General features: G+C 62.1%; 28 protein-coding genes. 4 read left to right on the forward strand and 24 right to left on the reverse strand.

Annotated elements, in window-relative coordinates; translation table 11 throughout:
• Nucleotides 1-90 precede the first annotated feature (90 nt).
• Complete coding sequence (locus AB4037_RS13305) at nt 91-324, forward strand: DUF2842 domain-containing protein (protein ID WP_441771842.1); 234 nt, start codon at nt 91-93, stop codon at nt 322-324.
• Nucleotides 325-340: 16 nt separating this feature from the next.
• Here AB4037_RS13305 and AB4037_RS13310 read toward each other — a convergent pair whose 3' ends face one another.
• Nucleotides 341-1,204, reverse strand: coding sequence for a LysR family transcriptional regulator (locus tag AB4037_RS13310; RefSeq protein WP_441771843.1), 864 nt, complete (start codon nt 1,202-1,204; stop codon nt 341-343).
• A 97-nt stretch (nt 1,205-1,301) separates the two neighbouring features.
• Between AB4037_RS13310 and AB4037_RS13315 the strand changes: the two genes are divergently transcribed.
• Nucleotides 1,302-2,312 carry a zinc-dependent alcohol dehydrogenase family protein gene (locus AB4037_RS13315; protein WP_441771844.1) on the forward strand — a complete coding sequence of 337 codons (1,011 nt, stop codon included), beginning with the start codon at nt 1,302-1,304 and terminating at the stop codon, nt 2,310-2,312.
• Between the two features lie 26 nt (nt 2,313-2,338).
• On the opposite strand, the gene AB4037_RS13320 is transcribed toward AB4037_RS13315, so the two are convergent.
• The 11 genes from AB4037_RS13320 to AB4037_RS13370 form a co-directional block, all read right to left on the reverse strand.
• Entirely contained in the window at nt 2,339-2,869 is a 531-nt protein-coding gene (locus AB4037_RS13320; protein WP_441771845.1) for a DsbA family protein, read from the reverse strand.
• Nucleotides 2,869-3,138 (reverse strand): DUF1467 family protein, encoded by a 270-nt coding sequence (locus tag AB4037_RS13325; protein WP_441771846.1) that lies wholly within the window; start codon nt 3,136-3,138, stop codon nt 2,869-2,871. The genes AB4037_RS13320 and AB4037_RS13325 overlap by 1 nt, the downstream gene beginning before the upstream one ends.
• 33 nt (nt 3,139-3,171) lie before the next feature.
• On the reverse strand, nt 3,172-3,537 hold the full coding sequence (locus tag AB4037_RS13330) for a TfoX/Sxy family protein (RefSeq protein ID WP_441771847.1): 366 nt from the start codon (nt 3,535-3,537) through the stop codon (nt 3,172-3,174).
• A 24-nt stretch (nt 3,538-3,561) separates the two neighbouring features.
• A complete protein-coding gene (gene sufA, locus AB4037_RS13335) occupies nt 3,562-3,936 on the reverse strand; it encodes a Fe-S cluster assembly scaffold SufA (RefSeq protein ID WP_441771848.1) in 375 nt (124 codons plus the stop codon).
• Nucleotides 3,937-4,057: 121 nt separating this feature from the next.
• Nucleotides 4,058-4,324 carry a hypothetical protein gene (locus tag AB4037_RS13340; protein WP_441771849.1) on the reverse strand — a complete coding sequence of 89 codons (267 nt, stop codon included), beginning with the start codon at nt 4,322-4,324 and terminating at the stop codon, nt 4,058-4,060.
• 81 nt (nt 4,325-4,405) lie between these two features.
• Nucleotides 4,406-4,789 (reverse strand): SUF system Fe-S cluster assembly protein, encoded by a 384-nt coding sequence (locus AB4037_RS13345; RefSeq protein ID WP_434956608.1) that lies wholly within the window; start codon nt 4,787-4,789, stop codon nt 4,406-4,408.
• Between the two features lie 11 nt (nt 4,790-4,800).
• Nucleotides 4,801-6,045, reverse strand: a complete 1,245-nt coding sequence (locus AB4037_RS13350; protein ID WP_434956609.1) for a cysteine desulfurase — start codon at nt 6,043-6,045, stop codon at nt 4,801-4,803.
• A 116-nt stretch (nt 6,046-6,161) separates the two neighbouring features.
• Entirely contained in the window at nt 6,162-7,484 is a 1,323-nt protein-coding gene (gene sufD / locus AB4037_RS13355; RefSeq protein ID WP_441771850.1) for a Fe-S cluster assembly protein SufD, read from the reverse strand.
• Nucleotides 7,485-7,486: 2 nt separating this feature from the next.
• Nucleotides 7,487-8,233, reverse strand: a complete 747-nt coding sequence (gene sufC / locus AB4037_RS13360) for a Fe-S cluster assembly ATPase SufC (protein ID WP_434956611.1) — start codon at nt 8,231-8,233, stop codon at nt 7,487-7,489.
• 54 nt (nt 8,234-8,287) lie between these two features.
• A complete protein-coding gene (sufB, locus tag AB4037_RS13365) occupies nt 8,288-9,760 on the reverse strand; it encodes a Fe-S cluster assembly protein SufB (RefSeq protein WP_434956612.1) in 1,473 nt (490 codons plus the stop codon).
• Nucleotides 9,761-9,814: 54 nt separating this feature from the next.
• Nucleotides 9,815-10,990 carry a cysteine desulfurase family protein gene (locus AB4037_RS13370; RefSeq protein ID WP_441771851.1) on the reverse strand — a complete coding sequence of 392 codons (1,176 nt, stop codon included), beginning with the start codon at nt 10,988-10,990 and terminating at the stop codon, nt 9,815-9,817.
• A gap of 350 nt (nt 10,991-11,340) precedes the next feature.
• Between AB4037_RS13370 and AB4037_RS13375 the strand changes: the two genes are divergently transcribed.
• Complete coding sequence (locus tag AB4037_RS13375) at nt 11,341-12,000, forward strand: alpha/beta hydrolase (protein ID WP_149255056.1); 660 nt, start codon at nt 11,341-11,343, stop codon at nt 11,998-12,000.
• 76 nt (nt 12,001-12,076) lie between these two features.
• On the forward strand, nt 12,077-12,562 hold the full coding sequence (locus AB4037_RS13380; RefSeq protein WP_441771852.1) for a GNAT family N-acetyltransferase: 486 nt from the start codon (nt 12,077-12,079) through the stop codon (nt 12,560-12,562).
• 10 nt (nt 12,563-12,572) lie between these two features.
• Here AB4037_RS13380 and AB4037_RS13385 read toward each other — a convergent pair whose 3' ends face one another.
• The 12 genes from AB4037_RS13385 to nuoH all read right to left on the reverse strand — a co-directional run bounded on the left by AB4037_RS13385 (nt 12,573) and on the right by nuoH (nt 26,567).
• Nucleotides 12,573-12,905 carry a hypothetical protein gene (locus tag AB4037_RS13385; RefSeq protein ID WP_441771853.1) on the reverse strand — a complete coding sequence of 111 codons (333 nt, stop codon included), beginning with the start codon at nt 12,903-12,905 and terminating at the stop codon, nt 12,573-12,575.
• Between the two features lie 67 nt (nt 12,906-12,972).
• Nucleotides 12,973-14,814: a dihydroxy-acid dehydratase gene (gene ilvD / locus AB4037_RS13390; protein WP_441771854.1), complete on the reverse strand. Its 1,842-nt coding sequence runs from the start codon at nt 14,812-14,814 to the stop codon at nt 12,973-12,975.
• A 132-nt stretch (nt 14,815-14,946) separates the two neighbouring features.
• A complete protein-coding gene (locus AB4037_RS13395) occupies nt 14,947-16,143 on the reverse strand; it encodes a patatin-like phospholipase family protein (protein WP_441771855.1) in 1,197 nt (398 codons plus the stop codon).
• 36 nt (nt 16,144-16,179) lie between these two features.
• Nucleotides 16,180-17,850, reverse strand: a complete 1,671-nt coding sequence (locus AB4037_RS13400; RefSeq protein WP_441771856.1) for a ribonuclease J — start codon at nt 17,848-17,850, stop codon at nt 16,180-16,182.
• A 287-nt stretch (nt 17,851-18,137) separates the two neighbouring features.
• On the reverse strand, nt 18,138-18,893 hold the full coding sequence (locus AB4037_RS13405; RefSeq protein ID WP_149255050.1) for a biotin--[acetyl-CoA-carboxylase] ligase: 756 nt from the start codon (nt 18,891-18,893) through the stop codon (nt 18,138-18,140).
• Nucleotides 18,894-18,906: 13 nt separating this feature from the next.
• Nucleotides 18,907-20,337 (reverse strand): NADH-quinone oxidoreductase subunit NuoN, encoded by a 1,431-nt coding sequence (nuoN, locus tag AB4037_RS13410; protein WP_434956619.1) that lies wholly within the window; start codon nt 20,335-20,337, stop codon nt 18,907-18,909.
• Nucleotides 20,338-20,351: 14 nt separating this feature from the next.
• Nucleotides 20,352-21,851 carry an NADH-quinone oxidoreductase subunit M gene (locus AB4037_RS13415; protein ID WP_434956620.1) on the reverse strand — a complete coding sequence of 500 codons (1,500 nt, stop codon included), beginning with the start codon at nt 21,849-21,851 and terminating at the stop codon, nt 20,352-20,354.
• On the reverse strand, nt 21,851-23,974 hold the full coding sequence (gene nuoL, locus AB4037_RS13420) for an NADH-quinone oxidoreductase subunit L (protein ID WP_434956621.1): 2,124 nt from the start codon (nt 23,972-23,974) through the stop codon (nt 21,851-21,853). Before nuoL ends, AB4037_RS13415 begins: the two co-directional genes overlap by 1 nt.
• Nucleotides 23,975-23,978: 4 nt before the next feature.
• A complete protein-coding gene (gene nuoK, locus AB4037_RS13425; RefSeq protein ID WP_068282543.1) occupies nt 23,979-24,287 on the reverse strand; it encodes an NADH-quinone oxidoreductase subunit NuoK in 309 nt (102 codons plus the stop codon).
• Nucleotides 24,288-24,290: 3 nt separating this feature from the next.
• Complete coding sequence (locus tag AB4037_RS13430) at nt 24,291-24,899, reverse strand: NADH-quinone oxidoreductase subunit J (RefSeq protein WP_434956622.1); 609 nt, start codon at nt 24,897-24,899, stop codon at nt 24,291-24,293.
• 103 nt (nt 24,900-25,002) lie between these two features.
• Nucleotides 25,003-25,521 (reverse strand): NADH-quinone oxidoreductase subunit NuoI, encoded by a 519-nt coding sequence (gene nuoI / locus AB4037_RS13435; RefSeq protein ID WP_068282998.1) that lies wholly within the window; start codon nt 25,519-25,521, stop codon nt 25,003-25,005.
• Nucleotides 25,518-26,567 (reverse strand): NADH-quinone oxidoreductase subunit NuoH, encoded by a 1,050-nt coding sequence (gene nuoH, locus AB4037_RS13440; RefSeq protein ID WP_434956623.1) that lies wholly within the window; start codon nt 26,565-26,567, stop codon nt 25,518-25,520. Before nuoH ends, nuoI begins: the two co-directional genes overlap by 4 nt.

Consider the following 26,567-nt stretch of genomic DNA (forward strand, 5'->3'; position numbering starts at 1 on the left):
AGCAACGCGCGCTCGCGTCGCACTCCGACGGCATGTCGGCTTACGCCGTTCCAGCTGGCGAAGACGACGCCGACCACGGAGTTCGAGATCATGGCCCAGGACTACAAGCGCCCGTCCCTGCGCAAACTGGTCGGTTCATTGGCGATGCTGGTCCTGGTGGTGGTCTACGCCCTCCTCGCCATGGCGCTGGCGGAAGGTCGTATCACCGACGCGCCAGCCTGGCTACAGCCCATCCTCTACGCCATTCTGGGCCTTGCCTGGGTCTTCCCGGCCATGCTCATCATCAAGTGGATGGAAAAGCCCAGGGGCAAGCCCAAGGGGTAAGAGCAGCACTCTCGCGTCACCGCAATTGGGCACTGACGGCCTGCGCAAAGATATCGACGACCGGATCCAGCAGGCGAAGATGCGGTGAACGCTGCATCTGCACATCGAGAACCAGGTTGAAATCGCCTGTCTCTTCCGGCACGGCAATGCCCGCATTGGCGGTCCGTTCCAGGATCCGGCGCGGCAACAGGCTGAGGCCGAGCCCCTCTCGCACCAGGGCCAGTTGCAGGCTGGAATCCTGGACTTCCGCAACCACCTGCAGCGCCCGCCCCCGCCGAGCCATTTCGAAAGCCAGGCGTTTGCGGGCATCGCATGGTTCGGGACTGAGAATCCAGCCAGCCTCGTCTATCGAAACGCCGCCCTTCCCGGCAGCATCGGCGCTGGCGGTGATGATTGCTAGATGCTCTTTTCCGAGAATGGTCAGGCGCTCGGCGACTATCTCGGCCGAAAGCAACACGGCGGCGTCGAGAGTGCCGCGCGCAAGCTGCTCGGACAAAGGCTGGCTCCACCCGGTGGTCAAGCGCAGCATCACGCCCGGAAATCTTAACCGCAGATCGTGAATGATCGGCGCCAGGGCTCCACTGGCGATGCCGTGCGCAATGCCGAGTCGCAGCACGCCCTCCGGCTCACGCCGCCTTGCCATCCGGGTCAACTCGTCATAGGCAGCCAGGACTTTCCGACACCGCGCTAGTGCCTCGACACCCAGGGGTGCCAAAGTGGGCGGTTTCAGGCGACGATCGAGCAATTCGAAACCAAGGATCTGTTCGAGCCGCTGGATCTGGCGAGTGACCGCCGGCTGGGTCAGGGGCAGGCGTTCAGCCACCCGCTGGATCGATCCTTCCTCGGCGAACAGGACGAAGGTGCGCATCTCGCTCAGCATCATACATTTCCTGCATATTAATTCTTACTATTATGAATTTGAATATTATGTGCCGCATGCGCATCCTTGCCAAGCAGAGTGAGGCAAGGAGAGCCCAATGAAGGCAATCATCGTCGACGGCGAGCCGGGCATCGGCAATCTGCGCCTGGTCGACAGACCGATACCGGCACCGCGGCGCCAGGAAGTCGTGGTCCGAGTCCGCGCAACCGCGCTGAACTACCGGGATCTCGAAATCGTCCGAGGCAGCTACCATACGCGTTTTCCGCTTCCGCTCATCCCGATCTCCGACGGGGTCGGCGAAGTCGTCGCGATCGGCGAGGACGTCACCCGCGTGGCGGTCGGCGACCGGGTCTGCAGCACCTTCTGGCAGCGCTGGGTCGGCGGCAGCTTCGACATGGCGGAACCGAGCTATCAGCGCGGTGGTCCGCTCGACGGGCTGTTGGCGGAATACGCGGCTCTCGATGAACAGGCTGTCGTGCCCGCCCCCGCCGACCTCACCGACCTCGAAGCAGCCACCCTGCCCTGCGCCGGTGTAACGGCATGGCACGCCCTGGTCACGGCGGGACACCTCAAAGCCGGGGACACCGTTCTCGTGCTCGGCACTGGTGGGGTTTCGATCTTCGCCCTGCAATTTGCCGTCAATGCCGGCGCCGGCGTGATCGTCACGTCCAGCAGCGACGAGAAGATCGAGCGCGCCAAGGCGCTGGGGGCGACGGCCGGGGTGAACTACAGGAAGCGTCTGCACTGGGGCGAGGCCGTGCTCGAACTAACGGGCGGGCGCGGTGTCGACCATATCCTGGAAGTCGGCGGCCCCGAAAGCTTTGCCCAGTCGCTGAAGGCGGTGCGTCGAGGCGGCCAGATCAGCGTGATCGGCTATCTGGGTGGCACCGAGGGGGCGATCAATCCACTCGATATCTTCCGGCGCCAGGTGACGGTTCGGGGCATTCCGGTCGGTTCACGTGCCTCCTTCGAGGCCATGAATCGGGCAATCCACACCAGCAAGCTCCGACCGGTGATCGATCGCTGCTATCCCTGGACCGACATCGCCCAAGCCTTGCGTCATCTCGAAGAAGGATCGCATTTCGGCAAGATCGTGCTTCGGCATTGAGGCAACAGCCACAGCCCGCAATGATTTCAGCCCCGCTGCTCCGCCGCGGCCAGCAAGGCCGCATGCAGGCCCCTGAGGTCGCGGCGACCATCGTGGCGAACGCCGTTGATGAACAAAGTGGGCGTGGCATTCACGCCGCTGGCGATGCCGCTCTGGAAATCGAGTTCGATCCTGCCCGCATAGTGACCAGCCAGGGCAGCCTCGACGGTGTCCGTGCCGAGACCGAGCCTGCGACCGTAAGTGCGCAGGGCGCGATCGTCCAGCGCGTGCTGATTGTCATAGAGAATGCGGTGGGCTTCCCAGAACCGGCCAATTTCGCTCGCGGCCTCGGCAAGCCCGGCGGCGTGCAGGGCATGGGGATGTGGTTCGATCAGTGGAAAATGCCGGAAGACATAGCGAAGCCGTTCACCCATCAGGCGTTGGACCCCGTCGATGACGCCCACGGTCTCCCCGCAATAGGGGCATTCGAAATCGCCATACTCGACCAGGGTGACCGGCGCGTCGGCCAGCCCCTTCACATGGTCGTCTGCACTGATATCTCGCGAGAGTACGGCCATTACTGCTTGAGATCCGGCACCACGTCGAAGATCTGGTGCGGCATCCAGTGCTTGGACACGACGAGATAGACGCAGGTGAATATCGTGACGGCGATGGCCGTCGTGATTCCCGCCTTCATCAACAGCATCGGCTTTTGAGGCGCCCCGGCTTCGGTGCCCGGCACCACCTCCCCGCCCTCGACCTGGCTCTTCACGCCAAGCGGCAGCACCGCGAACAGGGTCATCCACCAGATGACAAAGAAAAGAGCGATCGAGAGCACGATGGACATGGCAATGATCCAATATCGACGAGGCAAGCACGCTCACGATGGCTGCGGCGGGCTCTTCCTAGAACGCTTTGCTTTAGACGCCTGTCTTGGCGCGCGCAAGGACGCAGCCAAACCCAGACGAGCCCATTTCAGGGCCTCGTCCGGATCGTCGAGCGCCTTATCAGGCAGGCTCCAATAGGGCAGTTGCACCGTCCGGTTCTTGCCTTGATAGCGAAACGGGCGGGAACCTGCTTCCTCGAACAGAGGCTGCGTCTGCGCATCCGCCTTGATCCAGATCTGGTCGGCTCCGCCAAGGGCGAAGACCATACCATCGGAATAAAGTCCGATCCCGCCGAACAGGCGGCGGATGGAAAGGCGCGGCATGCCGGCGAAGAGATCGCGCAGATGCTCGTGATCCATCCGGCAAAAGCCTCAATTCGTCGCTTAAAGGGTGCCGTTCGCGGCCGGTGTGATCGCCACCGACTCGCCGCAGCCACAGGCCGAGGTTTGGTTGGGATTGTTGAATACGAACTGCGCCGCGAGCTTGTCCGTCTTGTAGTCCATCTCGGTGCCAAGCAGGAACAGCACTGCCTTGGGATCGATCAGAACCTTGACGCCCTTGTCCTCGACCACTTCGTCGAGCGGATTGGCAGCTTCAGCATATTCCATCGTGTAGGACATGCCGGCGCAACCACCATTCTTGACACCGACGCGCACGCCCTCATAGGCCTGCTCGGCATTTGCCATGATGGCCTTGATCTTCTCGGCCGCCGCATCTGTCAGCGAAACGACCTTGAACTTGGGACGGACCTTGTTCACTGAAACACTCCAAGAACACCGGGTTCAAGGCCCGGTGCTTCATCACGCCATGAATATAGGCTTGCCCCGTTGGAAATGCGAGTGCGTGAGCGATCAAAAAGCCTGCCCGGTCAGGGCACGGTCAACGCCTCGTTGCGACCAGCTTGAAAAGCCCGAAAAGCACGACGGCACCGCCCAGGATGGATTGTAGAATGACGGACGGCACGAGACCGAAATTGTCGTAGGACCATTCCAGGATGCGAGGCATCCGAATCACGGTTCCAATCTGGGCGTTGGATACTTTGAGATAATTATCGACGGCGAAATATACGATCACGCCACCGATAAGCATCAGGGCGGCACCCTTGATCCTTTCGCCGATCGAAATCACCCTGCTCGCAGTCCCCATACCCAATTGCCCCACCTACAAACAACCAATGGCTGTCCTTAGTCGGAGGCATGTGCATTTGGCCAGCGGAAATAGCTGCTCTCACCACATATCCAGCGCAACCCGCGCTTCATCGGACATGCGTGACTGATCCCACGGCGGGTCGAACACCATCTTCACCTGGACCTCGGCGACACCCGGCACGCTCGCCACGGCATTTTCCACCCAGCCGGGCATTTCGCCCGCGACCGGACAGCCAGGCGCGGTCAGCGTCATGTCGATGCTCACCTTGCGGTCATCGGCAATCTCGACGCGGTAGATCAGGCCAAGTTCGTAGATATCGGCCGGGATTTCCGGATCGTAAACGGTCTTGAGCGCCGCCACGATCGCATCGGTCAACCGATCGATCTCTTCCGGCGGCAAGGCAGTCGCCCCTGCGACCGCCGGTTCATTGGGCCGCGTCTCGGCCAGATTTCCGTCGGCCATCACTGCCTCCGTCATGCAAAAAAGCTCTGCGCCTTGATCAGCGCCTCGACCAGTGCATCTACCTCGTCGAGCGTATTGTAAAGCCCGAAGGATGCGCGGCAGGTCGAGGTTACGCCATATCGCGCCAAAAGCGGCTGAGCGCAATGTGTTCCCGCGCGCACAGCAATACCATAACGATCCAGCACGGTCGCGACGTCATGCGCATGGGCATTCTTCAGTTCGAAGGACACGATAGCGCCCTTGCCCGGCGCTTCACCGAAGATCCGGATCGAATTGAGCTTGGAAAGGCGCTCCTGGGCATAATGTTGGAGCTTTTCCTCGTGAGCCCGGATGTTATCACGGCCGAGGGCCATCATGTAGTCCAGCGCCGCGCCCAGGCCGATCGCCTGCACGATCGGCGGCGTGCCGGCCTCGAAACGGTGCGGCGGCGTGGCATAGGTAATGCGGTCCTCCGTCACCTCGCCGATCATCTCGCCGCCACCGTTGAAGGGAGGCATCTTCTCCAGCCAATCCTTCTTGCCGTAGAGCACGCCGATACCGGTGGGCCCATAGACCTTGTGGCCGGTAAAAGCGTAGAAATCGACGTCGAGATCCTGAACGTCGACGTCGAGATGCACGGCGCCCTGGCTGCCATCGGCCAGCACCGGAATGCCGCGGGCATGGGCCAGCGCGACGATTTCCTTAAGCGGCGTCACAGTGCCGAGCACGTTCGACATATGGGTTACAGCCACCATCTTGGTGCGCGGACCCAGCAGCTTTTCAAAGGCTTCCAGATCGAAGGAACCGTCGTCCCGGATCGGCGCCCATTTCAATACGGCGCCGGCGCGCTCGCGATGGAAGTGCCACGGTACGATGTTGGAATGGTGCTCCATGATGGAAAGCACGATCTCGTCGCCCTCACCGATCTCGAGCAGGCGCCCCATGGAGGCGGCTACGAGGTTGAGCGATTCCGTTGCCGAGCGCGAGAAGATGATCTGCTCGATCGAAGGCGCGTTGAGGAACTTGCGTACGCTCTCACGACCGGCCTCGTACGCCTCGGTCGCCGCATTCGCAAGATAGTGCAAACCTCTGTGAACATTCGCATATTCATGCGTGTAAGCATGCATCATACGATCGAGCACCGCCTGAGGCTTCTGCGCGGAGGCACCGTTGTCGAGATAGACCAGCGGCTTGCCGTGGACCTGCAGGGACAGGGCCGGAAAGTCGGCGCGGACCTTGGTCAGGTCATAAGGAAGTGCGGCGACGGGCTTGTTCACATTCCCATTCCTTCGCTCGGAGTGGCGGTCTCAAGCCAATTCGGCATGCCGAGATGGCGGGACCACCAACCCCATCAATCGCAATTCTGGGATGGCGGCCAGAGGCCGCCACTCCCTCAGACCCGCTTTTCGAGCCAGGCCAGCGTGAGGGCGTTGAGCCGCTCGCGCAGTTCCTCGTTCTCCACTGTCTCGATGGCCTCGCCGACGAAAGCCTGCACCAGGATGGCCTCGGCCTCCTTCTGCGGGATGCCACGGGCCTTGCAGTAGAACAGCAGATCCTCGTCGAGGGCGCCGCAGGTCGCGCCGTGGGCGCATACGACGTCGTCGGCGAAGATCTCGAGTTCCGGCTTGGCATCGGCCTCGGCCGTTTCCGACAGTAGCAGCGAGCGGCTCATCATGCGCCCGTCGGTCTTCTGCGCACCGGGGCGGACCACGATCTTGCCCTGGAACACCGAACGAGCCTCGTCGTCGATCACGGCGTGGAAGAGCTCACGGCTCTCGCCACCCAGCGCGGTATGATCCACCACCAAAGTGGTGTCGGCATGGCGGCTGCCGGCCAGCAGCGTTGCGCCCGACAGCAGAATTTTGGCATTATCGCCTTCATAAGTGACGAAGAGCTGGTTGCGCGCCACGGCAGCCCCCGCCTCCAGCGCAAAGCTCTGCAGCAGGGCTTCCTTGCCAAGAGAGGCTAGAACCGTGGAAATATGCTGTGCTTCAAGGCTTTGCACCTGGAAGCTGATGCGTTGCAACTGCGCGCCATCGCCCAACTTCACGGCGAGGGCGGCATTGGTCTGATGGGCGACGCCCTCGGGCCCCTCGTAGCTGTCGATCAGCGTCAGCCTGGCGCCGGCTCCCAGAGCCACGAGGGAACGGGTGAAGGTCGCCTGAGGAACCGTTCCGGTGTGACGGGTTTCGATCGCAACGGGCAAGCCGATCTCGATACCCGCTTCGACGCTGACCACCACGCCGTCGCTCATGAAGGCGGTGTTGAGGTCGAGCACGGCGTTATTGGGCGCGCCGGCACTGAGATCGGCGACGAGTTTCTCGTCCGTCGAGGCCAGTGCCTCGGCCAGAGAAATCACCCTCAGTCCGGCCGGCAGCGCCGCAATGTTCGACAGCGCCGGCGAAAAGGCACCATCCACCACAACCAGGCGAATATGATCGAGCCCGGCGAGGAAATCCTCGGCCTTGCCGCCCGCGTTGGGCATTCCTTGCGGACGGGTCGCGACAGGGTTGGCGTCGCGCATCAGGGTACGCAGGTCGGTATATTTCCATTCCTCGACCCGGCGGTGCGGCAGGCCGCTTTCGCGAAAGCGGGCAATCGCCCCTTCGCGCAGGCCGCGCACGGCGCCGGCGCCCGGCAGCGCCTCGCGCAGGCCGCCGAACGCCTCGTCCAGAGCCGTCTCGGCCGAAGTCTTCACAGCAACGATATTGGCCATGGTTACGCAGCTTCCTCGTAGTCGCGATAGCCGTTGGCTTCGAGCTCGAGCGCCAATTCCTTGCCGCCTGACTTCACGATGCGGCCCTTGGAGAGGACGTGCACGCTGTCGGGAACGATGTGGTTGAGCAGGCGCTGATAATGGGTGATGACGATGAAGGAACGCTTGGGCGAACGCAGCGCGTTCACACCATCGGCCACGATGCGCAGCGCATCGATGTCCAGGCCGGAATCGGTCTCGTCGAGCACGGCAAGGCTGGGCTGCAGCAATGCCATCTGCAGGATCTCCATGCGCTTCTTCTCACCGCCGGAAAAGCCGACATTGAAGGCACGACGCAGCATTTCCTTCGCAATCTTAAGCTCATCGGCAGCGCTGTTCACCCGTTTGATGAAATCGGGCGTGGTGAGCTCGGCTTCGCCGCGCGCCTTACGCTGGGCGTTCAAGGCCGCCTTCAGGAAGGTCATGGTGGCGACGCCGGGAATTTCGAGCGGATACTGAAAGGCCAGGAAGACGCCGCGAGCCGCGCGCTCCTCGACCGGAACTTCGAGAATGTTCTCGCCGTCGAGCAGAATCTCACCCGCGGTGACCTCGTAATCCTCCTTGCCGGCCAGAATATAGGACAGTGTCGACTTGCCTGAGCCGTTCGGACCCATGATGGCCGCGACTTCGCCGTCTGCCACCTTGAGGCTCAGGCCCTGGATGATCGGCTTGCCGTCGATTTCGGCATGGAGGTTCTTGATTTCGAGCATCGTAAAGTTCCTAGAAATAGTAACGCCGGAGCGTGAAAAGACTGGCGCGCCGGATCAGCCGACGCTGCCTTCGAGGCTGATGGAGATGAGCTTCTGCGCTTCGACCGCGAATTCCATCGGCAGATGCTGCAGCACGTCCTTGACGAAGCCGTTGACGATCAGCGCCGTCGCCTCTTCGGCCGACAGGCCGCGCTGGAGGCAGTAGAACAGCTGGTCGTCCGAGATCTTCGAGGTGGTGGCCTCATGCTCGAACACCGCCGTCGAGTTCTTCGACTCGATATAGGGCACGGTATGCGCCCCGCAGTGCTCGCCGATCAGCAGCGAGTCGCAATTGGTGAAGTTGCGGGCGCCGGTTGCCTTGCGATGGGCCGAGACCAGGCCGCGATAGGTGTTGTTGGAGTGGCCGGCCGAAATGCCCTTGGAGATGATCCGGCTTTTGGTGTTCTTGCCCAGATGAATCATCTTGGTGCCGCTGTCGACCTGCTGGCGGCCATTCGATACTGCGATCGAGTAGAACTCGCCCTGGGAGCCTTCGCCGCGCAGGATGCAGGACGGATATTTCCAGGTGATGGCCGAACCGGTCTCGACCTGAGTCCACGAGATCTTCGAGCGCGCGCCGCGGCAATCGCCACGCTTGGTAACGAAATTGTAGATGCCGCCCTTGCCCTCGGAATCGCCCGGATACCAGTTCTGCACCGTGGAATATTTGATCTCGGCGTCATCGAGCGCGATCAGTTCGACCACGGCGGCATGGAGCTGGTTCTCGTCGCGACGGGGCGCCGTGCAGCCTTCGAGATAGGAGACATAGGCGCCCTTGTCGGCAATGATCAGGGTGCGCTCGAACTGGCCGGTCTTTTCCTCGTTGATACGGAAATAGGTCGACAGTTCCATCGGACAGCGCACGCCCGGCGGCACATAGACGAAGGAACCGTCCGAGAACACGGCCGAGTTGAGCGTCGCGTAGAAATTGTCGGTGGTCGGTACCACGGTACCAAGATACTTCCTCACCAGATCCGGATGCTCACGCAGCGCCTCGGAGATCGAGCAGAAGATCACGCCGGCCTTCTTCAATTCGTCCTTGAAGGTGGTGACGACGGAAACCGAGTCGAATACCGCGTCGACGGCGATGCGGTTGGCCGGCGCCACGCCCTCGAGGATCTCGACTTCGCGCAGGGGAATGCCGAGCTTCTCATAGGTCTTGAGAATGGCCGGATCGATTTCGTCGAGCGAAGTCAGCGCGGCGTTCTTCTTGGGTGCCGCGTAATAATAGAGATCCTGGAAATCGATCGGCGGATATTCCACGCGCGCCCAGGTCGGCTCCTGCATGGTGATCCAGCGCCTGTAGGCGTCGAGACGCCATTCGGTCATCCAATCCGGCTCGCCCTTCTTGGCCGAGATGTAGCGCACGATCTCTTCGGACAGGCCCTTGGGTGCAAGCTCCATCTCGATGTCCGTGACGAAGCCATATTTATACTGGTCGACGTCGATCGCCCGGACCTGTTCGACGGTTTCCTGGACTGCAGGCATGTTGGTCTCCTGGTGCCGCCCGAAAGCGACAAATTTTACAGATCGAACAGGGCTTTATGCGGCCCGATGCTTTCTGTCATGTAAGTTCTTGCGCAGCCTTTTCCAGGCCGCGATGAAAAACTCGATCTCTTGGACTGTGGTTTCCCGTCCCAGCGACACGCGCAAGGCGCAACCGGCCAGCGCCGGCGCCACGCCCATCGCGGTCAGCACATGGCTGACCTTCACCTTGCCCGATGAACAGGCAGATCCCGAGGAGACGGAAATACCCTCAAGATCCAATGCGATCAATGTCGTTTCCGCCGCCATCCCCGGCACGGCCACATTGAGCGTGTTGGGCAGGCGCGGTACTCCCTCGCCAAACACGACCACGTCCGGCGACGCTTCGCGCAACGCCGTCTCCAGCATCGAGCGCAGAGCAAGGCTTCTCTCGGCATAGGCCACAAGATCCCGTGCGGCGGCACGTGCCGCCGCGCCGAAACCGGCCAGCGCCGGCACGTTCTCGGTGCCGGCCCGCAGCCCCTTTTCCTGGCCACCGCCACGGATAAGGGGGTTAGGCTGATGCAGGCCAGCGCTACCCAAAACCAGAGCGCCAGCACCGAGCGGCCCGCCGAGCTTGTGGCTCGAAATCGTTAGAAGGTCGGCTCCAATCTCATTGATCAGACACGATATCTTCCCCGCTGCCTGCGCAGCGTCGCAATGAAACAGGCTGCCGGCCGCGTGAACGCGCGCTGCGATCTCCTCCACCGGCTGCACCACACCGGTTTCATTGTTGGCCAGCATCACCGAAACAAGACCGGTCTCTCCCCTCGCGCGCCATTCGTTCAACAGGGCATCAAGGGCATCGAGGTCGAGCACCCCGTTTCCATCCACTGGCAACAAGGCGATATCGGCATTCTGCGGATGGGCGCCATTGGTCACGCTGGCATGCTCCACGTTGGACACAGCCATGCGTCGAAGAGAGGGCTGACCGGGCCGCTGCCAGTCGAGATTGAGGGCCAGATTGTTGGCTTCGGTGGCGGAGGCGCAAAAAACCACGTTCTTGGCCAAGGCACCGATGAGATCGGCAACCTCATGCCGGGCCGACTCGACCAGCTTGCGTGCCGCACGGCCATCCGCGTGAACGGAAGACGGCGCACCGCAAAGCTCCAGTGCCGACAGCAAGGCGACGCGAGCCTCCTGCCGCAACGGCGTGGTTGCATTGTGGTCCAGATAGGTGCGCGACCTGGTCAAACCCCAAAAATCCGTTGTTCTACCGCTCCACCAATGCGGAAAAGCTTGCAAAACGCCCTGCTCTTCGTGTTAAGAAGCGCTACCCGAACGCGGGCTGGGTGCAATGCGTCCTTATCGGCGCATGGATCGGAGCGCATCGCGTAGCAGCGATGAGCTACTTTAGAATTATTCTAAGTCATTAGAATTATTCTAAAGTTCTACTCCTGCCGACCTCAGCCGTCAAGGCCAGTCATCGGAGCCGGAGCGCGGGTCCCGAGCAGGGTTTGAAAGTTCTAGCAGAATTTGATTGGCCGGAAGCCGTTCCGATCAACCAAATTCTGCTCTGGCACACGAAAAAGGCAACTCAATATATGCCCGAAGTTACGTTCACCGGCCCGGCAGGCCGCATCGAAGGCCGCTTCCAGCCGTCCAAGCAACGCGGAGCCCCCATTGCGATCGTCCTGCATCCGCATCCGCAGTTCGGCGGGACGATGAACAACAAGATCGTCTACGATCTGTTCTACGCCTTCGTGCAGCGGGGCTTTTCGGCCTTGCGCTTCAACTTCCGCGGCGTCGGCCGTAGCCAGGGCTCCTTCGACCATGGCGCGGGCGAACTCTCCGATGCAGCTTCCGCCCTCGACTGGGTCCAGGCGGTGACGCCGGAAGCCAAATCCTGCTGGATCGCCGGCGTCTCCTTCGGCGCCTGGATCGGCATGCAGCTCCTGATGCGCCGCCCGGAGATCGAGGGCTTCATCTCGGTGGCACCACCGGCCAACCGCTTCGACTTCTCCTTTCTCGCCCCCTGCCCGTCCTCCGGTCTGATCGTCCATGGCGACGCCGATCGCGTCGCGCCGCTCAAGGATGTCGAGACACTGGTCTCCAAGCTGAAGACGCAGAAGGGCATCGTCATCGAACAATCGGTCATTGCCGGCGCCAATCACTTCTTCGATAACAAGACGGACGAGTTGATCGCTTCCTGCTCGTCCTATCTCGACAAGCGCCTCGGGCTGAACGACATCGACGCGGCCTGATCCGCGTCGAAATCTTGGTTCCAGGCAACACAGCCAGCCCGCCTTCCATGGCGGGCTTTTTTGTTGGAGCACGACAATGTCCCTGATCATCCGCCGCGCCGAACCGGCCGATACCGCAACAGTGTTGGATCTGATCCGCGGCTTGGCGCTCTATGAGAAGCTCGAACACGAGGCGATCGCCACCGAAGCCGACATCGAGGCCAGTCTATTCGCCAGCAATCCTCGCGTCTTCTGCGAGATCGCGGAATGGCAGGGCGAGACGGCCGGCTTCGCCCTGTGGTTCTACAGTTACTCGACCTTCCTCGGCCGCCACGGCATCTATCTCGAAGATTTGTTCGTCCGTGATGCCTATCGCGGCCACGGCATTGGCCAGGCCCTGCTCGGCCATCTCGCCAAGCGTTGCGTCAGCGAGGAGTTAGGCCGCCTCGAATGGTCCGTGCTCGACTGGAACGAGCCTGCCATCGGCTTTTATGAAAGACAGGGCGCCGTGCTGCGCAAGGAATGGATCGGCTGCCGGTTGACGGGCGAAGCGCTGGAAGCGCTGGCTGACGCGCTCAATTGAAGCCGAATATTCAAGGCGCAAGTGTCCGAAAACACCCCTGGTAAGCTCCAATACGAGAGACTTTCCCGTCTTCCGTTAATGCTCCGCTAATTACCTGACCGCAGACAAAATATCCTTTGGTATTGGAAAATGAAAACCCATATCGATTATCTTCAGAACTCTGACGAAATCCTCTCGACAACAAGGCTCGTTTAACAGTCAAGAAGTCACTACCTGGCACAAATTCTCGCCTAATAGAGGCCTCGTATTCCCAACCGCTCATTGAAAAATTGGGCGTGCAGGAAACGACCCCAAAGAAAACACCTATAGCCGTTGTCAATAAACGATATTCGATACTGGCCATCGCCCGTGTCCCGGATGACAAATCATGACAAAGCATGCCGGTCCGAAGACCGGCACACACACCGGCGTCAATCGAAATCGGGCACCTGCCTGACAGCGCCCTTGGCGGCGCTGGTGGCCATGGCGGCGTAGGCGCGCAGCGCCGTGGTGACCTTGCGCTTGCGCGGTGCGGCCGGGCGCCAGGGCGCGGCTCCCTTGGCGGCGCGGCGACGCTCGAGCTCGGCTTCCGGCACCGCCAGCACGATGGTGCGGTTGGGAATGTCGATCTCGATGCGATCGCCCGGCTCGACGAGGCCGATAGTGCCGCCCTCTTCGGCTTCCGGAGAGGCATGTCCGATCGACAGGCCCGAAGTGCCGCCGGAGAAGCGCCCATCGGTGATCAAGGCGCAGGCCTTGCCCAGGCCCTTCGACTTCAGATAGCTGGTCGGATAGAGCATTTCCTGCATGCCCGGCCCGCCGCGCGGTCCCTCATAACGGATGACGACGACATCGCCGGCCTTGACCTTGCCATTGAGGATGCCGTCGACCGCCGCGTCCTGGCTTTCGAACACCACGGCCGGCCCGGCGAATTTCAGGATGGATTCGTCGACGCCGGCGGTTTTCACGATGCAGCCGTCGAGAGCGAGATTGCCCTTCAGCACGGCGAGGCCGCCATCCTTGGAATAGGCATGCTCGGCCGAGCGGATCACGCCCTTCTCGCGGTCGAGATCGACATCGTCCCAGCGCCGATCCTGGCTGAAGGCGACCTGGGTCGGCACGCCGCCCGGCGCGGCCTTGAAGAACTCGCGCACGCTCTCGCTCTTGGTGCGCACGACGTCCCAACGGTCCAAGGCTTCCGCCAGGCTGGCCGAATGCACGGTCGGCAGGTCGCGGTTGATCAGGCCGGCGCGGTCGAGCTCGCCGAGAATGCCCATGATGCCGCCGGCACGGTGAACGTCCTCCATATGAACGTGGCTGACGGCCGGGGCGACCTTGCAGAGCACCGGCACATGGCGCGACAGCCGGTCGATATCGTCCATGGTGAAGGCAATCTCGCCTTCATGGGCGGCAGCCAGAATATGCAGCACCGTGTTGGTCGAGCCACCCATGGCTATATCGAGCGTCATGGCATTCTCGAAAGCGCCGAAACTGGCGACCTGGCGCGGCAGCACGCTTTCGTCGTTCTGCTCATAGTAGCGACGCGCGAGATCGACAATGAGATGGCCTGCCTCGACGAAGAGACGTTTGCGGTCGGCATGGGTGGCCAGGGTCGAGCCGTTGCCGGGCAGCGACAGGCCAAGGGCTTCGGTGAGACAGTTCATCGAATTGGCGGTGAACATGCCCGAGCAGGAGCCGCAGGTCGGGCAGGCCGAGCGCTCGATTGCCTTCACATCCTCGTCGGAGACCTTGTCGTCGGCCGCAGCGACCATGGCGTCGACGAGATCGAGCGCCTTGGTCTTGCCGCCCAGGACGACCTTGCCGGCTTCCATCGGGCCACCCGACACGAAGACCGTGGGAATGTTGAGGCGCAGCGAGGCCATCAGCATGCCGGGCGTGATCTTGTCGCAATTGGAGATGCACACCATCGCGTCGGCGCAATGGGCATTGACCATATATTCGACGCTGTCGGCGATCAGTTCGCGCGAAGGCAGACTGTAAAGCATGCCGTCATGGCCCATGGCGATGCCGTCATCCACCGCGATGGTGTTGAACTCCTTGGCAACGCCGCCGGCCTGCTCGATCTCGCGCGCCACCAATTGGCCGAGGTCCTTGAGATGGACATGGCCGGGGACGAATTGGGTGAAGGAGTTGACGACCGCGATGATCGGCTTGCCGAAATCCCCGTCCTTCATGCCGGTGGCGCGCCAGAGGCCACGGGCACCGGCCATGTTGCGGCCATGGGTAGTGGTACGGGAACGATAGGCGGGCATCGGCGTCTCTGTGCGTTCGTTAAATCAGGCGGGGAAGCGATCGTATATGAGCCGCCGAACCGATAATGGCAAGCCGCAGTTCATGGACCGATGGAATTCCTGCTGGCTGCCATGGCGATCTGAGGAAGGGCTTCACGCTCCCCGGCCGAAATCATAGCTGGCAAAAGCTTCGGCATTGCGGGGCTTGCGAAAGATCTCCGGATGGGCAAGCGCCCGCCTGGCATCCTCATAGCCCGCAGCCCAGTGCTCCTCCATCATCAGGCGCGAGAAATCGTAATCCTTGCTGGCCCCTTCATATTTCTGGGCTCGATAGATCAGTTGCACCACGTTGCAACTCTTGCGCTCGACGGCCTTGCTCAGCAACCCGACGTCCTCCTCCAGGCCGAAATCCTCCGGCAGCTTTGCCAGGATACGCTTGAGGGCACCGCGCAGGCGCTGATAGTCGCGAGCACGGGTCGTGGCTGCACGGGTGCGGCTGGAATACTGGATCTCCTTTTGCCGGACCTCGACCTCGGCCATGTCCGTGGGAATGTCGCCGCGTGCGTTCCATAGATCGACCTGGAACGCGAGCGTATCGAGGTCCTGCCGCTCCAGGATCCATTGCAGCGGCGTGTTCGAGACCAATCCGCCATCCCAATAAAACTGCCCGTCGATCTCGATCGGGGGAAAGCCGGGCGGCAGCGCCCCGCTTGCCATGATATGTTCCGGCGTGAGGCGGGCGGTGCCGTTGCCATTGTCGAAATAGGCGAAGTTGCCGCTGGCGATGTTGACGGCGCCGACCGCAAAGCGGGTCTCGCCGCTGTTGAGCCGCTCGAAATCGATCAGCTCCAGCAAAGTCTGCTTCAAAGGCGCGGTGTCATAGAAGCTGGTGGCGCCGGCCGAGCCGGGCGGCATCAGGTAAGGCGGCGGAAAGCGAGGCTCGAAGAATTTCGGCGCCCCCTTCAGCAGAACCTGGCCGGCCTGGAACTGATTCACCAGCTTGTGCTGGCGGTCACCCTCCCGGGCGAACAGGCGGATCCATTCGAGGGCCGGCTCGAAGGGCGGATCGCTCACCATCTCCCAAAAGCGGCGCAATTGGGCGACACGCTTGCCGGGGGCATTGCCCGCGATAAGGGCCGCGTTGATGGCGCCGATGGAAATGCCGGCGATCCAGTTGGGCTGAACGCCCCCTTCTTCGAGAGCCTGGTAGGCGCCGGCCTGATAGGCCCCGAGCGCACCGCCGCCTTGCAGCAGCAGCGCGACACGCTCGAAACCGTTATGGCCTTCTTCCGGCTCCTCCGGCTTGCGGGTACGGCGTGTCTTGCTGCTGCTTCGGTCTGTAACGGTCACGGGGCAAGGTCCATTCTGTGGCTGCCAAGCCGCCTATCAGACCACCAGCACGATCACATGACAGACGGGCTTCTTGCCCCATACCCCGTTCACGGCCGAACGCACGGCGCGCTCGACCGCCAGTTCCACCGCGTCCGGATCACGCCGCTTCGGCTTGGGCAGGCTCTCGAGCACCTGCAGGGCCGCCTCGGCAATGACCTCGTCCATCAGGCGCCCATCGCCGATGCGCAGCGGCAGACCCGAAAACTTCACATCGGGCTCGTTGACGATCTCGCCCTTCTCCGACAGCGCCAGGGCGATCGAGACGGCGCCGGACCAGGACAGACGCCGCCGCTGGGGGATGGTTTCCTCCGCCGCATTGATCAGCACATCACCATCGAGGCAGATGCGGCCGGTCGGTGCCTCGTCCACCACCTGGGTGCCGCCCTCCCGCAACGCGATGATCTGGCCGTCACCGGCGGCAACGACCTCGGGCACCCCGAGCGAACGGGCAAGGTCAGCGTGCTCGGCGAGGTGCCAGGCCTCGCCATGGACGGGGATGGCGATCTTCGGCCGGGTCCATTGATACATGTCCGTGAGTTCGCCACGGCGGGGATGTCCGGAAACATGCACGAGTTGGTTGCGATCGGTCACGATTTCCGCGCCCTGCCGTACCAAGCCATTGATGATGTTGCCGACAGCCTTCTCATTGCCCGGAATGGTGCGCGAGGAGAAAATTACCGTATCGCCCTTGGCCAGGGTGACCTCGGGGTGTTCGCTGCGGGCGATACGCGCCAGCGCGGCGCGCGGTTCACCCTGACTGCCGGTCAGCACGGCCACCACCTTCTCGCGCGGCAGGAAGCCATAGCTTTCCGGGCTGAGGAAATCGGGAATGCCGTCGAGCAGGCCACATTCGCGTGCAACCTGGCAGACCCGTTCCATCGCCCGGCCGACAAGCACCACGCTGCGGTCATTCTGCATGGCGGCTTCGGCGATCGAGCGGATGCGCCCGACATTGGAGGCGAAGGTGGTCACCGCCACCCTGCCCTTCTTGGCGGCGATGATTTCCCCAAGGCTCTTGGCGACGTCACGCTCGGAAGGCGAGCGTCCCTCGCGGATCGCATTGGTGGAATCGCAGATCAGTGCCAGCACGCCCTCGTCGCCCAGCGCCTTCAGGCGTTCGGAATCGGTGCGGGGCGGGATCACCGGCGTCTCGTCGATCTTCCAGTCGCCGGTATGGATGACCATGCCCGCCGGCGTGCGGATGGCCAGCGCGTTCGATTCCGGAATGGAATGAGCGACATTGATCAATTCGATGTCGAACGGACCCAAGGTGAAGCGGGCCTGGGACGGGATGATGCGCACGTCGAGCTTGGGGGCATCCGGATCATGCAGGCGCTTGGCTTCCAGCAGGGCTGCCGTGAACCTGGTGGCGTAGATCGGCACCTGCAGCTTGGGCGCCAGGTGAATGAGCGCGCCGAAATGGTCCTCATGCGCATGGGTGATCACAATGCCAGTCAGGTTCTTGCGCTGGCCTTCGATAAAGCGCGTGTCGGGCATGACGAGATCGACGCCGGGCAAATTGTCATCGGCAAACGATACGCCGCAATCGACCATCAGCCATTGGCGTTTGTTGGCCGGTCCATAGCCATAGAGAGCCATGTTCATGCCGATCTCGCCGATGCCGCCCAGGGCGCAGAAGACAAGATCGGTGGTGTCGCGTGCCATATCAGGTTCCTTACGGGCGCGAACGCGCCACTGTTTCATAACCGGCTACAAGCGTGGCAACCGACATGTTCATGAATCGGATGAATTAAAGCGTTTTGCAGCTTGGCGGAATCGCCAAGAATCGCAAAAACGCGTCGAACCAGAGAGTTCGAGCAAAAGAGGGTTTCCGTCTACAGCATCGGACCCGATGTCGGAAGCGGGCCAGATGCAGCAGGTCGTTGTCGTCGCATCGTTTTCGCCGAAGACCGGCGCCCACCCTTCGGCACGATGCTCCGGACGCGCTTTGCTCAAGAAAGCAGGCCCGGAAAGAAGATCTCGCCTGCGGAAATTTCCCGACGCGCGCCGGAATCGTCCCGCAGGATCAGGACCCCTTCCGCATCCAAGGCCTCGAATACGCCGTCTATGTCACCAGAGGGCAGCCGCACCACGATCCTGCGCCCGAGACCTGCGGCACGTTCCAGCCATGCTTCCCGTATCGTCGCAAAGCCGAGGCCCCGCTGCCATTGCTCCAGGCGCCGGGCGAAGCCATCCGTCAAGGCAGCAAAGAAATTCACCACATTGACGGTCGCATCGGTCATGGCCAGATGCGTGGCAGGATAAGGCGTGCCATCCGGATGGCTGGCGATATTGACGCCGCAGCCGATGACCGCCGAAAAGCCGCCGCCGGCATGGGCACCTTCGACCAGGATGCCGGACACCTTGGCCCCGCCGATCAGTACGTCATTGGGCCATTTCAACGCCAGGGCCGGAGCCGCCCGAGGGGCCGTTGACAACACGGCATCACTCAGCGCCAGCGCGGCGACGAAGCACAGATCCGCCGCCCGCCTCGGTTCAGCCGGATCGACCAGCAGGAGCGAAGCATAAAGATTGCCTCTTGGCGAACTCCAGGGGCGGCCGCGCCGCCCCTTGCCTGCTACCTGCTCGCCGGCAGTCACCCACAGACGGTCCTGGCCACGTTCCAGCGCTTCGGCATTGGTTGAGCCAATGCTGTCGAAGTGTAGATGACGGAAGCCTGCCGCCTGTGCTCCTGCTCCGAGTTTCATCGCCTCAAAAGCATCAGCCCGCAGCCGCGACGAGGGCTGCGGCCGTCGCGGCCGGGCCGGTGATCAACGTCGGCCAGACGATGAAGAATACGGTCACGATGGTGGCGAGCACCAACACGGCACGCAGTGTCACCGGCATCGGCTCGAAGGCCTCGGCTGGCTCGTCGAAGAACATCAGCTTGATGACGCGCAGATAATAGAACGCGCCGACCACGCTGCAGAGCACGCCGAGGATCGCCAGAGGCCACAGTCCCTGATGCACGGCGGCGACAAAGACGTACCACTTGGCCCAGAAGCCAGAGAGCGGCGGGATGCCGGCCAGGGAGAACATCAGGGCCGCCAAGGCATAGGCCGTCAAGGTATCCGTCCGCGACAGGCCGGCAAGATCGCTGATGCTCTCGACATAGACGCCCTTGCGCTTCATCGACAGGATCACCGCGAAAGTGCCGAGGGTCATGGCAAGATAGAGCGCCAGATAGATCAGCACGCCCTGAACGCCCTCGGAAGTGCCCGCCGCCAGGCCGACCAGGGCAAAGCCCATATGGCCGATGGAGGAATAGGCCATCAGTCGCTTGATATTGCTCTGGCCGATGGCGGCGAAGGAACCAAGCGCCATCGAGGCGATCGCGATAAACACCACGATCTGCTGCCACTGCGCCAGCGCCGAGGGGAAAGACGTGATGATCACGCGGACCATCAAGCCCATGGCCGCGATCTTCGGCGCGCCGGCGAACAGCGTCGTCACAGGCGTGGGAGCGCCCTCATAGACGTCGGGCGTCCACATGTGGAAGGGCACGGCGGAAATCTTGAAGGCCAGCCCGGCAAGCAGGAAGACAATGCCGAAGACCAGACCGAGGCCGACATGCCCCTGCACGGCGGTGGCGATACCGGTGAACGACACCGTACCGGCAAAGCCGTAAATCAGCGAGGCGCCATAGAGCAGCATGCCCGAGGAAAGGGCGCCGAGGACGAAATATTTGAGGCCCGCTTCGGTCGACTTCAGATCGTCGCGATGGATCGAGGCAATCACATAGAGGGCGAGCGACTGCAGTTCGAGCCCGATATAGAGGGCAATGAGGTCGTTGGCCGAGAGCATCATCAACATGCCGGTGGTGGCCAGCAGGATCATCACCGGATATTCGAACTTCTCGATGCCTCTCGAGCGCAGGAAGTCGCCCGACATCAGGATGGCCGCCCCCGATCCGATCAGCACCAGGATCTTGGTGAAGCGCGCGAAGGCGTCGACGGTGAAGGACCCGTTGAAGGCCTTGCCGTCATGGCTGATTGCCACCAGCACCACGACCACCGCCAGCAGCAGCACCGAGAGCGTGGTGACGAGGCCGTAGCCGCGGGGCGCCGAGAAGACGCCGATCATCAACAATGCGATAGCGCCGAGAACCAGAACGATCTCCGGAAGCGCCGTTGCAATTTCAGAAGCAGACATGGCTCGCCTTCGGATCAGTTAAGCGCAACGCTGGCAGCTTTCGCCGCCTGGATGAGATGGGTGACGGCAGCCTCGCTCATGTTCAGGATCGGCTTGGGATAGACACCGAAATAGATCGTGAGGAGAACCAGGGGCGCCAGGATGATGAATTCCCGGCCCGTCAGGTCGGCGATGCCGGCCAGGCTCGGCTTCTCCAGCGCCCCATAGACGACCCGGCGATAGAGCCAGAGCGCATAGGCCGCCGACAGGATCACGCCCAGCGTGGCGAAGAAGGCCACCCAGGTGTTGGCCGAGAAGGCGCCCACCAGCGTGAGGAATTCGCCGACGAAGCCTGAGGTGCCGGGCAAGCCGACATTGGCCATGGTGAAGACCATCAGCGCCAGCGCATACCAGGGCATGCGATTGACCAAGCCGCCATAGGCCGCGATCTCGCGGGTATGCATGCGATCATAGACGACGCCGACGCAGAGGAAGAGCGCGCCCGAGACGATGCCATGCGAGATCATCTGGAAGATCGCCCCCTGCACGCCCTGCTCGTTCATCGAGAACAGGCCCATGGTGACGAAGCCCATATGGGCGACCGACGAATAGGCGATCAGCTTCTTGATGTCCTCCTGCATCAGCGCCACCAGGGAGGTGTAGACGATGGCGATGACGGAGAGGGTGAACACCAGCGGCGCGAAATATTCGGAGGCCGCGGGGAACATCGGCAGCGAGAAGCGGATGAAGCCGTAGCCACCCATCTTCAGAAGGATGCCGGCCAGGATCACCGAGCCCGCCGTCGGCGCTTCGACATGCGCGTCAGGCAGCCAGGTATGCACCGGCCACATCGGCATCTTCACCGCGAAGGAGGCAAAGAAGGCCAGCCATAGATAGGTCTGCATATGGGCCGGGAACTGGTGCTTGAGCAGCACGGCGATGTCCGAGGAGCCCGCGTTCCAATACATCGCCATGATGGCGATCAGCATCAGCACCGAGCCGAGCAGCGTGTAGAGGAAGAACTTAAAGCTGGCATAGATGCGCCGCTGCCCGCCCCAGACGCCGATGATCAGGAACATCGGGATCAGGCCGCCTTCGAAGAACAGGTAGAACAGCACGATGTCCTGCGCGCAGAACACGCCGATCATCAGCGTTTCCAGCACGAGGAAGGCGATCATGTATTCGCGCACGCGGTTCTGGATCGAACGCCAGGAGGCGAGGATGCAGAATGGCATCAGGAAGGTCGTCAGGATGACGAAGGGCAACGAGATGCCATCGACGCCCATGCGGTAGTTGATGGCGCCACCCGTGGTGCCGCCGAGCCAGTTGGTGTTCTCGACGAATTGGAAGCTGGTATTCGCCGGATCGAAGGCGAACAGCGGCAGCAACGAGACGACGAAGGTCGCGATGGTGGTCCACAGCGAGATGATGCGCGAATTGCGTTTCACGCCTTCGGGATCGCCCCGAAGCACGAGCATCAGCACCACCCCGACCAGTGGCAGAAAGGTCGTAACGGAAAGAACCGGCCAGGACATCAGTGCGTGCCTCCGAGCATGGACCAGGTGAACAAGGCCGCAATGCCGATCAGCATGGCGAAGGCATAGTGATAGAGATAGCCGGTCTGCAGCTTGACGACGCCGCGGGTGACGTCGACGACGCGGGCGGAAACACCATCCGGGCCGAGACCGTCGATGGTGGCGCCGTCGCCCTTCTTCCACAGGAAGCGGCCGAGCCACTTGGCCGGGCGAACGAAGGCCCAGTCATAGAGCTCGTCGAAATACCACTTGTTGAGCAGGAAGTTGTAGAGCAGCGGATTGCGTTCGGCGATCGCCGCCGGCACCGTCGGCTTGACGATGTACATGTAGTAGGCCGTCAGGAAGCCGATCAGCATCATGGTGAAGGGCGCCAGATGCACGAACGCCGGAACGTGCTCCATGCCCTCCAGGATCTTGGTGCCCTCGCCCAGCGAGACCGCCTCGCGCCAGAAATGCTCCAGCCCTTCCTCGGTGATGAAGGCATGGTGGAAGGCCATGCCGGCGATCACCGCGCCGACAGACAGCACCGCGAGGGGGATCATCATCGGCAGCGGCGATTCATGCGCATGATCATAGGTGTGCGCATCAGCCCTGGTCTGCCCGTGGAACGTCATGAAGATCAGGCGCCAGGAATAGAAGGAGGTCATCAGCGCGGCGACGATCGTCATCCAGAAGGCATAGAGCGGGATCAGGCGGCCGCTTTCGGCATAGCTGGCCCAGGCCGCCTCGATGACGGCATCCTTGGAATTGAAGCCGGCGAAGCCGATCTGGGTGAAGGGCAGGCCGACACCGGTGAGCGCCAGCGTGCCGATGATCATGGCCGCGTAGGTCCATGGAATCTTCGACTTGAGGCCGCCCATCTTGCGCATGTCCTGCTCGTGATGCATCGCCACGATCACCGAACCGGCACCGAGGAAGAGCAAGGCCTTGAAGAAGGCGTGCGTGAACAGGTGGAACACGCCGACATTGTAGGCGCCGACACCCAGAGCCACGAACATGTAGCCGAGCTGCGAACAGGTCGAATAGGCGATGACGCGCTTGATGTCGTTCTGGACGAGGCCCACGGTAGCGGCGAAGAAGGCCGTGGTAGCGCCGATAAAGGTGACGAAGGCCAGCGCATTAGGGGCATGCTGGAACAGGGGCGACAAGCGCGCCACCATCACGATGCCGGCCGTGACCATGGTCGCGGCGTGGATGAGCGCGGAGACCGGCGTCGGGCCTTCCATGGCGTCCGGCAGCCAGGTGTGCAGCAGGAACTGCGCCGACTTGCCCATGGCGCCCATGAACAGCAGGAAGCAGGCGACTTCCAGAGCCGGCAGGGTATAGCCGAGGAAGTGGATGGTGGTAGCAGCCTTGCCGGCGGCTTCCTTGAAGATACCCTCGAAGCCGACCTGCCCGAAGATGACGAACACCGCGAAGATGCCGAGCGAGAAGCCGAAGTCGCCGACGCGGTTGACCACGAAGGCCTTGATGGCGGCTGCATTGGCCGAGGGCTTCTTGTACCAGAAGCCGATCAGCAGATAGGAGGCCAGACCGACGCCTTCCCAACCGAAGAACATCTGCACCAGATTGTCGGAGGTCACCAGCATCAGCATGGCGAAGGTGAACAGCGACAGATAGGCGAAGAAGCGCGGCCGCGAGGGATCCTCTTCCATATAGCCGATGGAATAGAGGTGGACGAGCGAGGACACGGTGGTGACCACCACCAGCATGACCGCCGTCAGCGTATCGATGCGCAGGGCCCAGTCGATCTGCAGCTTGCCGACATGGATCCAGTCGAGCACCGGCACCGTGGTGGTGGCGCCGTTGAAGCCGACATTGATGAAGGCGACCCAGGACAAAATGCAGGACAGGAAGAGCAGGCCCGTCGTCAGATACTCGGCGAAGCGGATCTTGCCTGGGGAGTGGGGAGATTCCTCGACGGCGTGATGATCGTCATGACCATGGGCATCATGGCCATGGTCATCGTGTCCATGCGCAGCATGAGAGCCATGGCCGTGGTCGTCATGACCATGTCCGGAGGTCTCGGCGGCATCGGCCGGCGCCAGGCGCCAGGTCAGCATGTTGGCGATGCCGGCAATCAGGAAGCCGAGGAGCGGCAGGAAGACAATTGCGTTATACACGCCCTCAGCCCTTCATCACGTTGATATCTTCGACGGCGATCGAACCGCGGTTGCGGTAGAACGCCACCAGAATGGCCAGACCGATCGCAGCCTCGGCGGCGGCGACCGTCAGGATCAGCAGGGTGAAGACCTGGCCCGTAATGTCATGCAGCGCCGCGGAGAAGGCGACCATATTGATGTTCACCGCAAGCAGGATGAGTTCCACCGACATCAGGATGACGATGACGTTCTTGCGGTTGATGAAAATCCCAAGCACGCCGATGGTGAAGAGAACGGCGGCAACGGCGAGAAAATGGGAAAGATCGACGGCCATGTGTCAGATCCCCTGCCCTGGCTGAACTTTGACGACCTCGACCGACTGCGCCTTGGTGCGCGCCGATTGCAAGGCCGGATTCTGGCGCTTGACGCCTTCCTTGTGGCGCAGCGTCAGCACGATGGCGCCGATCATGGCCACCAGCAGCACCAGCCCGGCGCCTTGGAAGAAGAAGACATAGTGCGTGTAGAGCACGCGTCCGAGCGCCTCGGTGTTGGTGACGGAGGTGTCGATCTGCGTCTGCGGATTGACGACGATGCCGGGGGAGATCGCCCAGCCGACCACCACCATCAGGAGTTCGATCAGCACGATCAGGCCGACCAGGAAACCGATCGGCAGATATTGCAGGAAGCCCTGCCGCAATTCGGTGAAATCGACGTCAAGCATCATCACCACGAAGAGGAAGAGCACGGCGACGGCGCCGACATAGACCACGATCAGGATCAGCGCGAGGAACTCGGCCCCGGTGAGCATGAACAGGCCGGCCGCGTTGACGAAGGCCAGGATCAGATAGAGCACCGAATGCACAGGGTTGCGCGACAGGATGACCATCAAGGCCGATGCCACGCAAACAAAGGCGAACAGGTAGAAGAAGGCTGTCGCCACATTCATGTTCAAACCCCTCTCCGGCTCGTTTCCGTGCCGTCTAGTCTCAACCGCTTCAGCGTGGCTGAAGCACTACAAACAAACTCGGCCCCGCAGGTCCGCTCGGTGCCTAGCGATAAGGCGCGTCCTTGGCGATATTCTTGGCGATTTCCCGCTCCCAGCGGTCACCATTGGCCAGAAGACGATCCTTGTCATAGAACAGCTCTTCGCGCGTCTCGACGGCGAACTCGAAGTTCGGCCCCTCGACGATGGCATCCACCGGGCAGGCTTCCTGGCAGAAGCCGCAATAGATGCATTTGACCATGTCGATGTCGTAGCGGGTGGTCCGCCGCGTACCGTCATTGCCGCGCGGGCCGGCCTCGATGGTGATGGCCTGGGCCGGGCAGATCGCCTCGCACAATTTGCAGGCGATGCAGCGTTCCTCGCCGTTGGGATAACGGCGCAGGGCGTGCTCACCCCGGAAGCGCGGCGACAACCGTCCCTTTTCGAAAGGATAGTTCAGCGTCGCCTTCGGCTTGAAGAAATAGCGCATCGACAGGAAGAAGGCCGAAACGAATTCCTTCAGGAACAGGGCCTTGGCGGCCTGATCGAGACCGACACGCGGCCGGCTGGGATTGGCGGCGGTCATGGTGCCCATCCGGTGATCTGGAGGAAGCCAGCAACGATCACGACCATGGCGATCGACAGCGGCAGGAAGACTTTCCAGCCGAGACGCATCAGCTGGTCATAGCGGTAGCGCGGCACGAAAGCCTTTACCATCGCGAACATGAAGAATACGAAGGTCACCTTGACCAGGAACCAGATGAAGCCCGGGATCCAGGTGAAGGGCGGCAGATCGATCGGCGCGCTCCAGCCACCCATGAACAGGATGGTGGTCAGGGCGCACATGGTCATGATCGCCACATACTCGCCCAGCATGAACAGCAGGTAAGGCGTCGAGGCGTATTCGACCATGAAGCCGGCCACGAGTTCGGACTCGGCTTCGGCCAGGTCGAAGGGCGGCCGGTTCGTCTCGGCCAGGGCCGAGATGAAGAAGATGATGAACATCGGGAAGAGCGGCAGCCAGTACCAGTTCAGGAAGGTCAGCCAGGGCAGACCGATCAGGCTGGCGAGGCCGCGGCTCTGCTGAGCGTCGACGATGGCCGTCAGGTTCAGCGAACCGGCGCAAAGCAGCACGGTGATGATGACGAAGCCGATGGAGACTTCATAGGACACCATCTGGGCGGCGGCGCGCAGGGCTGACAGGAAGGGATATTTCGAGTTCGAGGCCCAGCCCGCCATGATGGTGCCGTAGACGCCGAGCGAGGAGATGGCGAAAACGTAGAGGACGCCGACATTGATGTCGGCGATCATGGTGCCGGCCGCCACCGGCAGCACCGCCCAGCCCGCCAGAGCGAGCACACAGGTCACGAAGGGGGCAAGCAGGAAGACGCCCTTGTTGGCGCCTGCCGGGATCACCGGCTCCTTGAGCACGAATTTGAGCAGGTCGGCGAAGGACTGGAACAGCCCCCACGGACCCACCACGTTGGGCCCGCGTCGCAGCTGCACGGCCGCCCAGACCTTGCGGTCGGCCAGCAGATAATAGGCGATGAAGACAAGCAGGCAGACCAGCAGCACCAGGCTTTGCACCAGCGGCAGGCCGACCTTCCAGAGCAGTGTTTCCCAGATCGTCAT

The sequence above is a fragment of the Labrys sp. KB_33_2 genome, from assembly GCF_052114505.1.
Taxonomy (GTDB): Bacteria; Pseudomonadota; Alphaproteobacteria; order Rhizobiales; family Labraceae; genus Labrys.

Coding starts and splice junctions, on each gene's coding strand:
- AB4037_RS13305 (WP_441771842.1), top strand. CDS start 91: ATGGCCCAGGACTACAAGCGCCCGTCCCTGCGCAAACTGGTCGGTTCA.
- AB4037_RS13310 (WP_441771843.1), bottom strand. CDS start 1,204: ATGCTGAGCGAGATGCGCACCTTCGTCCTGTTCGCCGAGGAAGGATCG.
- AB4037_RS13315 (WP_441771844.1), top strand. CDS start 1,302: ATGAAGGCAATCATCGTCGACGGCGAGCCGGGCATCGGCAATCTGCGC.
- AB4037_RS13320 (WP_441771845.1), bottom strand. CDS start 2,869: ATGGCCGTACTCTCGCGAGATATCAGTGCAGACGACCATGTGAAGGGG.
- AB4037_RS13325 (WP_441771846.1), bottom strand. CDS start 3,138: ATGTCCATCGTGCTCTCGATCGCTCTTTTCTTTGTCATCTGGTGGATG.
- AB4037_RS13330 (WP_441771847.1), bottom strand. CDS start 3,537: ATGGATCACGAGCATCTGCGCGATCTCTTCGCCGGCATGCCGCGCCTT.
- AB4037_RS13340 (WP_441771849.1), bottom strand. CDS start 4,324: ATGGGGACTGCGAGCAGGGTGATTTCGATCGGCGAAAGGATCAAGGGT.
- AB4037_RS13345 (WP_434956608.1), bottom strand. CDS start 4,789: ATGGCCGACGGAAATCTGGCCGAGACGCGGCCCAATGAACCGGCGGTC.
- sufD (WP_441771850.1), bottom strand. CDS start 7,484: ATGGCCAATATCGTTGCTGTGAAGACTTCGGCCGAGACGGCTCTGGAC.
- sufC (WP_434956611.1), bottom strand. CDS start 8,233: ATGCTCGAAATCAAGAACCTCCATGCCGAAATCGACGGCAAGCCGATC.
- sufB (WP_434956612.1), bottom strand. CDS start 9,760: ATGCCTGCAGTCCAGGAAACCGTCGAACAGGTCCGGGCGATCGACGTC.
- AB4037_RS13375 (WP_149255056.1), top strand. CDS start 11,341: ATGCCCGAAGTTACGTTCACCGGCCCGGCAGGCCGCATCGAAGGCCGC.
- AB4037_RS13380 (WP_441771852.1), top strand. CDS start 12,077: ATGTCCCTGATCATCCGCCGCGCCGAACCGGCCGATACCGCAACAGTG.
- AB4037_RS13385 (WP_441771853.1), bottom strand. CDS start 12,905: ATGGCCAGTATCGAATATCGTTTATTGACAACGGCTATAGGTGTTTTC.
- ilvD (WP_441771854.1), bottom strand. CDS start 14,814: ATGCCCGCCTATCGTTCCCGTACCACTACCCATGGCCGCAACATGGCC.
- AB4037_RS13400 (WP_441771856.1), bottom strand. CDS start 17,850: ATGGCACGCGACACCACCGATCTTGTCTTCTGCGCCCTGGGCGGCATC.
- AB4037_RS13405 (WP_149255050.1), bottom strand. CDS start 18,893: ATGAAACTCGGAGCAGGAGCACAGGCGGCAGGCTTCCGTCATCTACAC.
- nuoN (WP_434956619.1), bottom strand. CDS start 20,337: ATGTCTGCTTCTGAAATTGCAACGGCGCTTCCGGAGATCGTTCTGGTT.
- AB4037_RS13415 (WP_434956620.1), bottom strand. CDS start 21,851: ATGTCCTGGCCGGTTCTTTCCGTTACGACCTTTCTGCCACTGGTCGGG.
- nuoK (WP_068282543.1), bottom strand. CDS start 24,287: ATGGCCGTCGATCTTTCCCATTTTCTCGCCGTTGCCGCCGTTCTCTTC.
- AB4037_RS13430 (WP_434956622.1), bottom strand. CDS start 24,899: ATGAATGTGGCGACAGCCTTCTTCTACCTGTTCGCCTTTGTTTGCGTG.
- nuoI (WP_068282998.1), bottom strand. CDS start 25,521: ATGACCGCCGCCAATCCCAGCCGGCCGCGTGTCGGTCTCGATCAGGCC.
- nuoH (WP_434956623.1), bottom strand. CDS start 26,567: ATGACGATCTGGGAAACACTGCTCTGGAAGGTCGGCCTGCCGCTGGTG.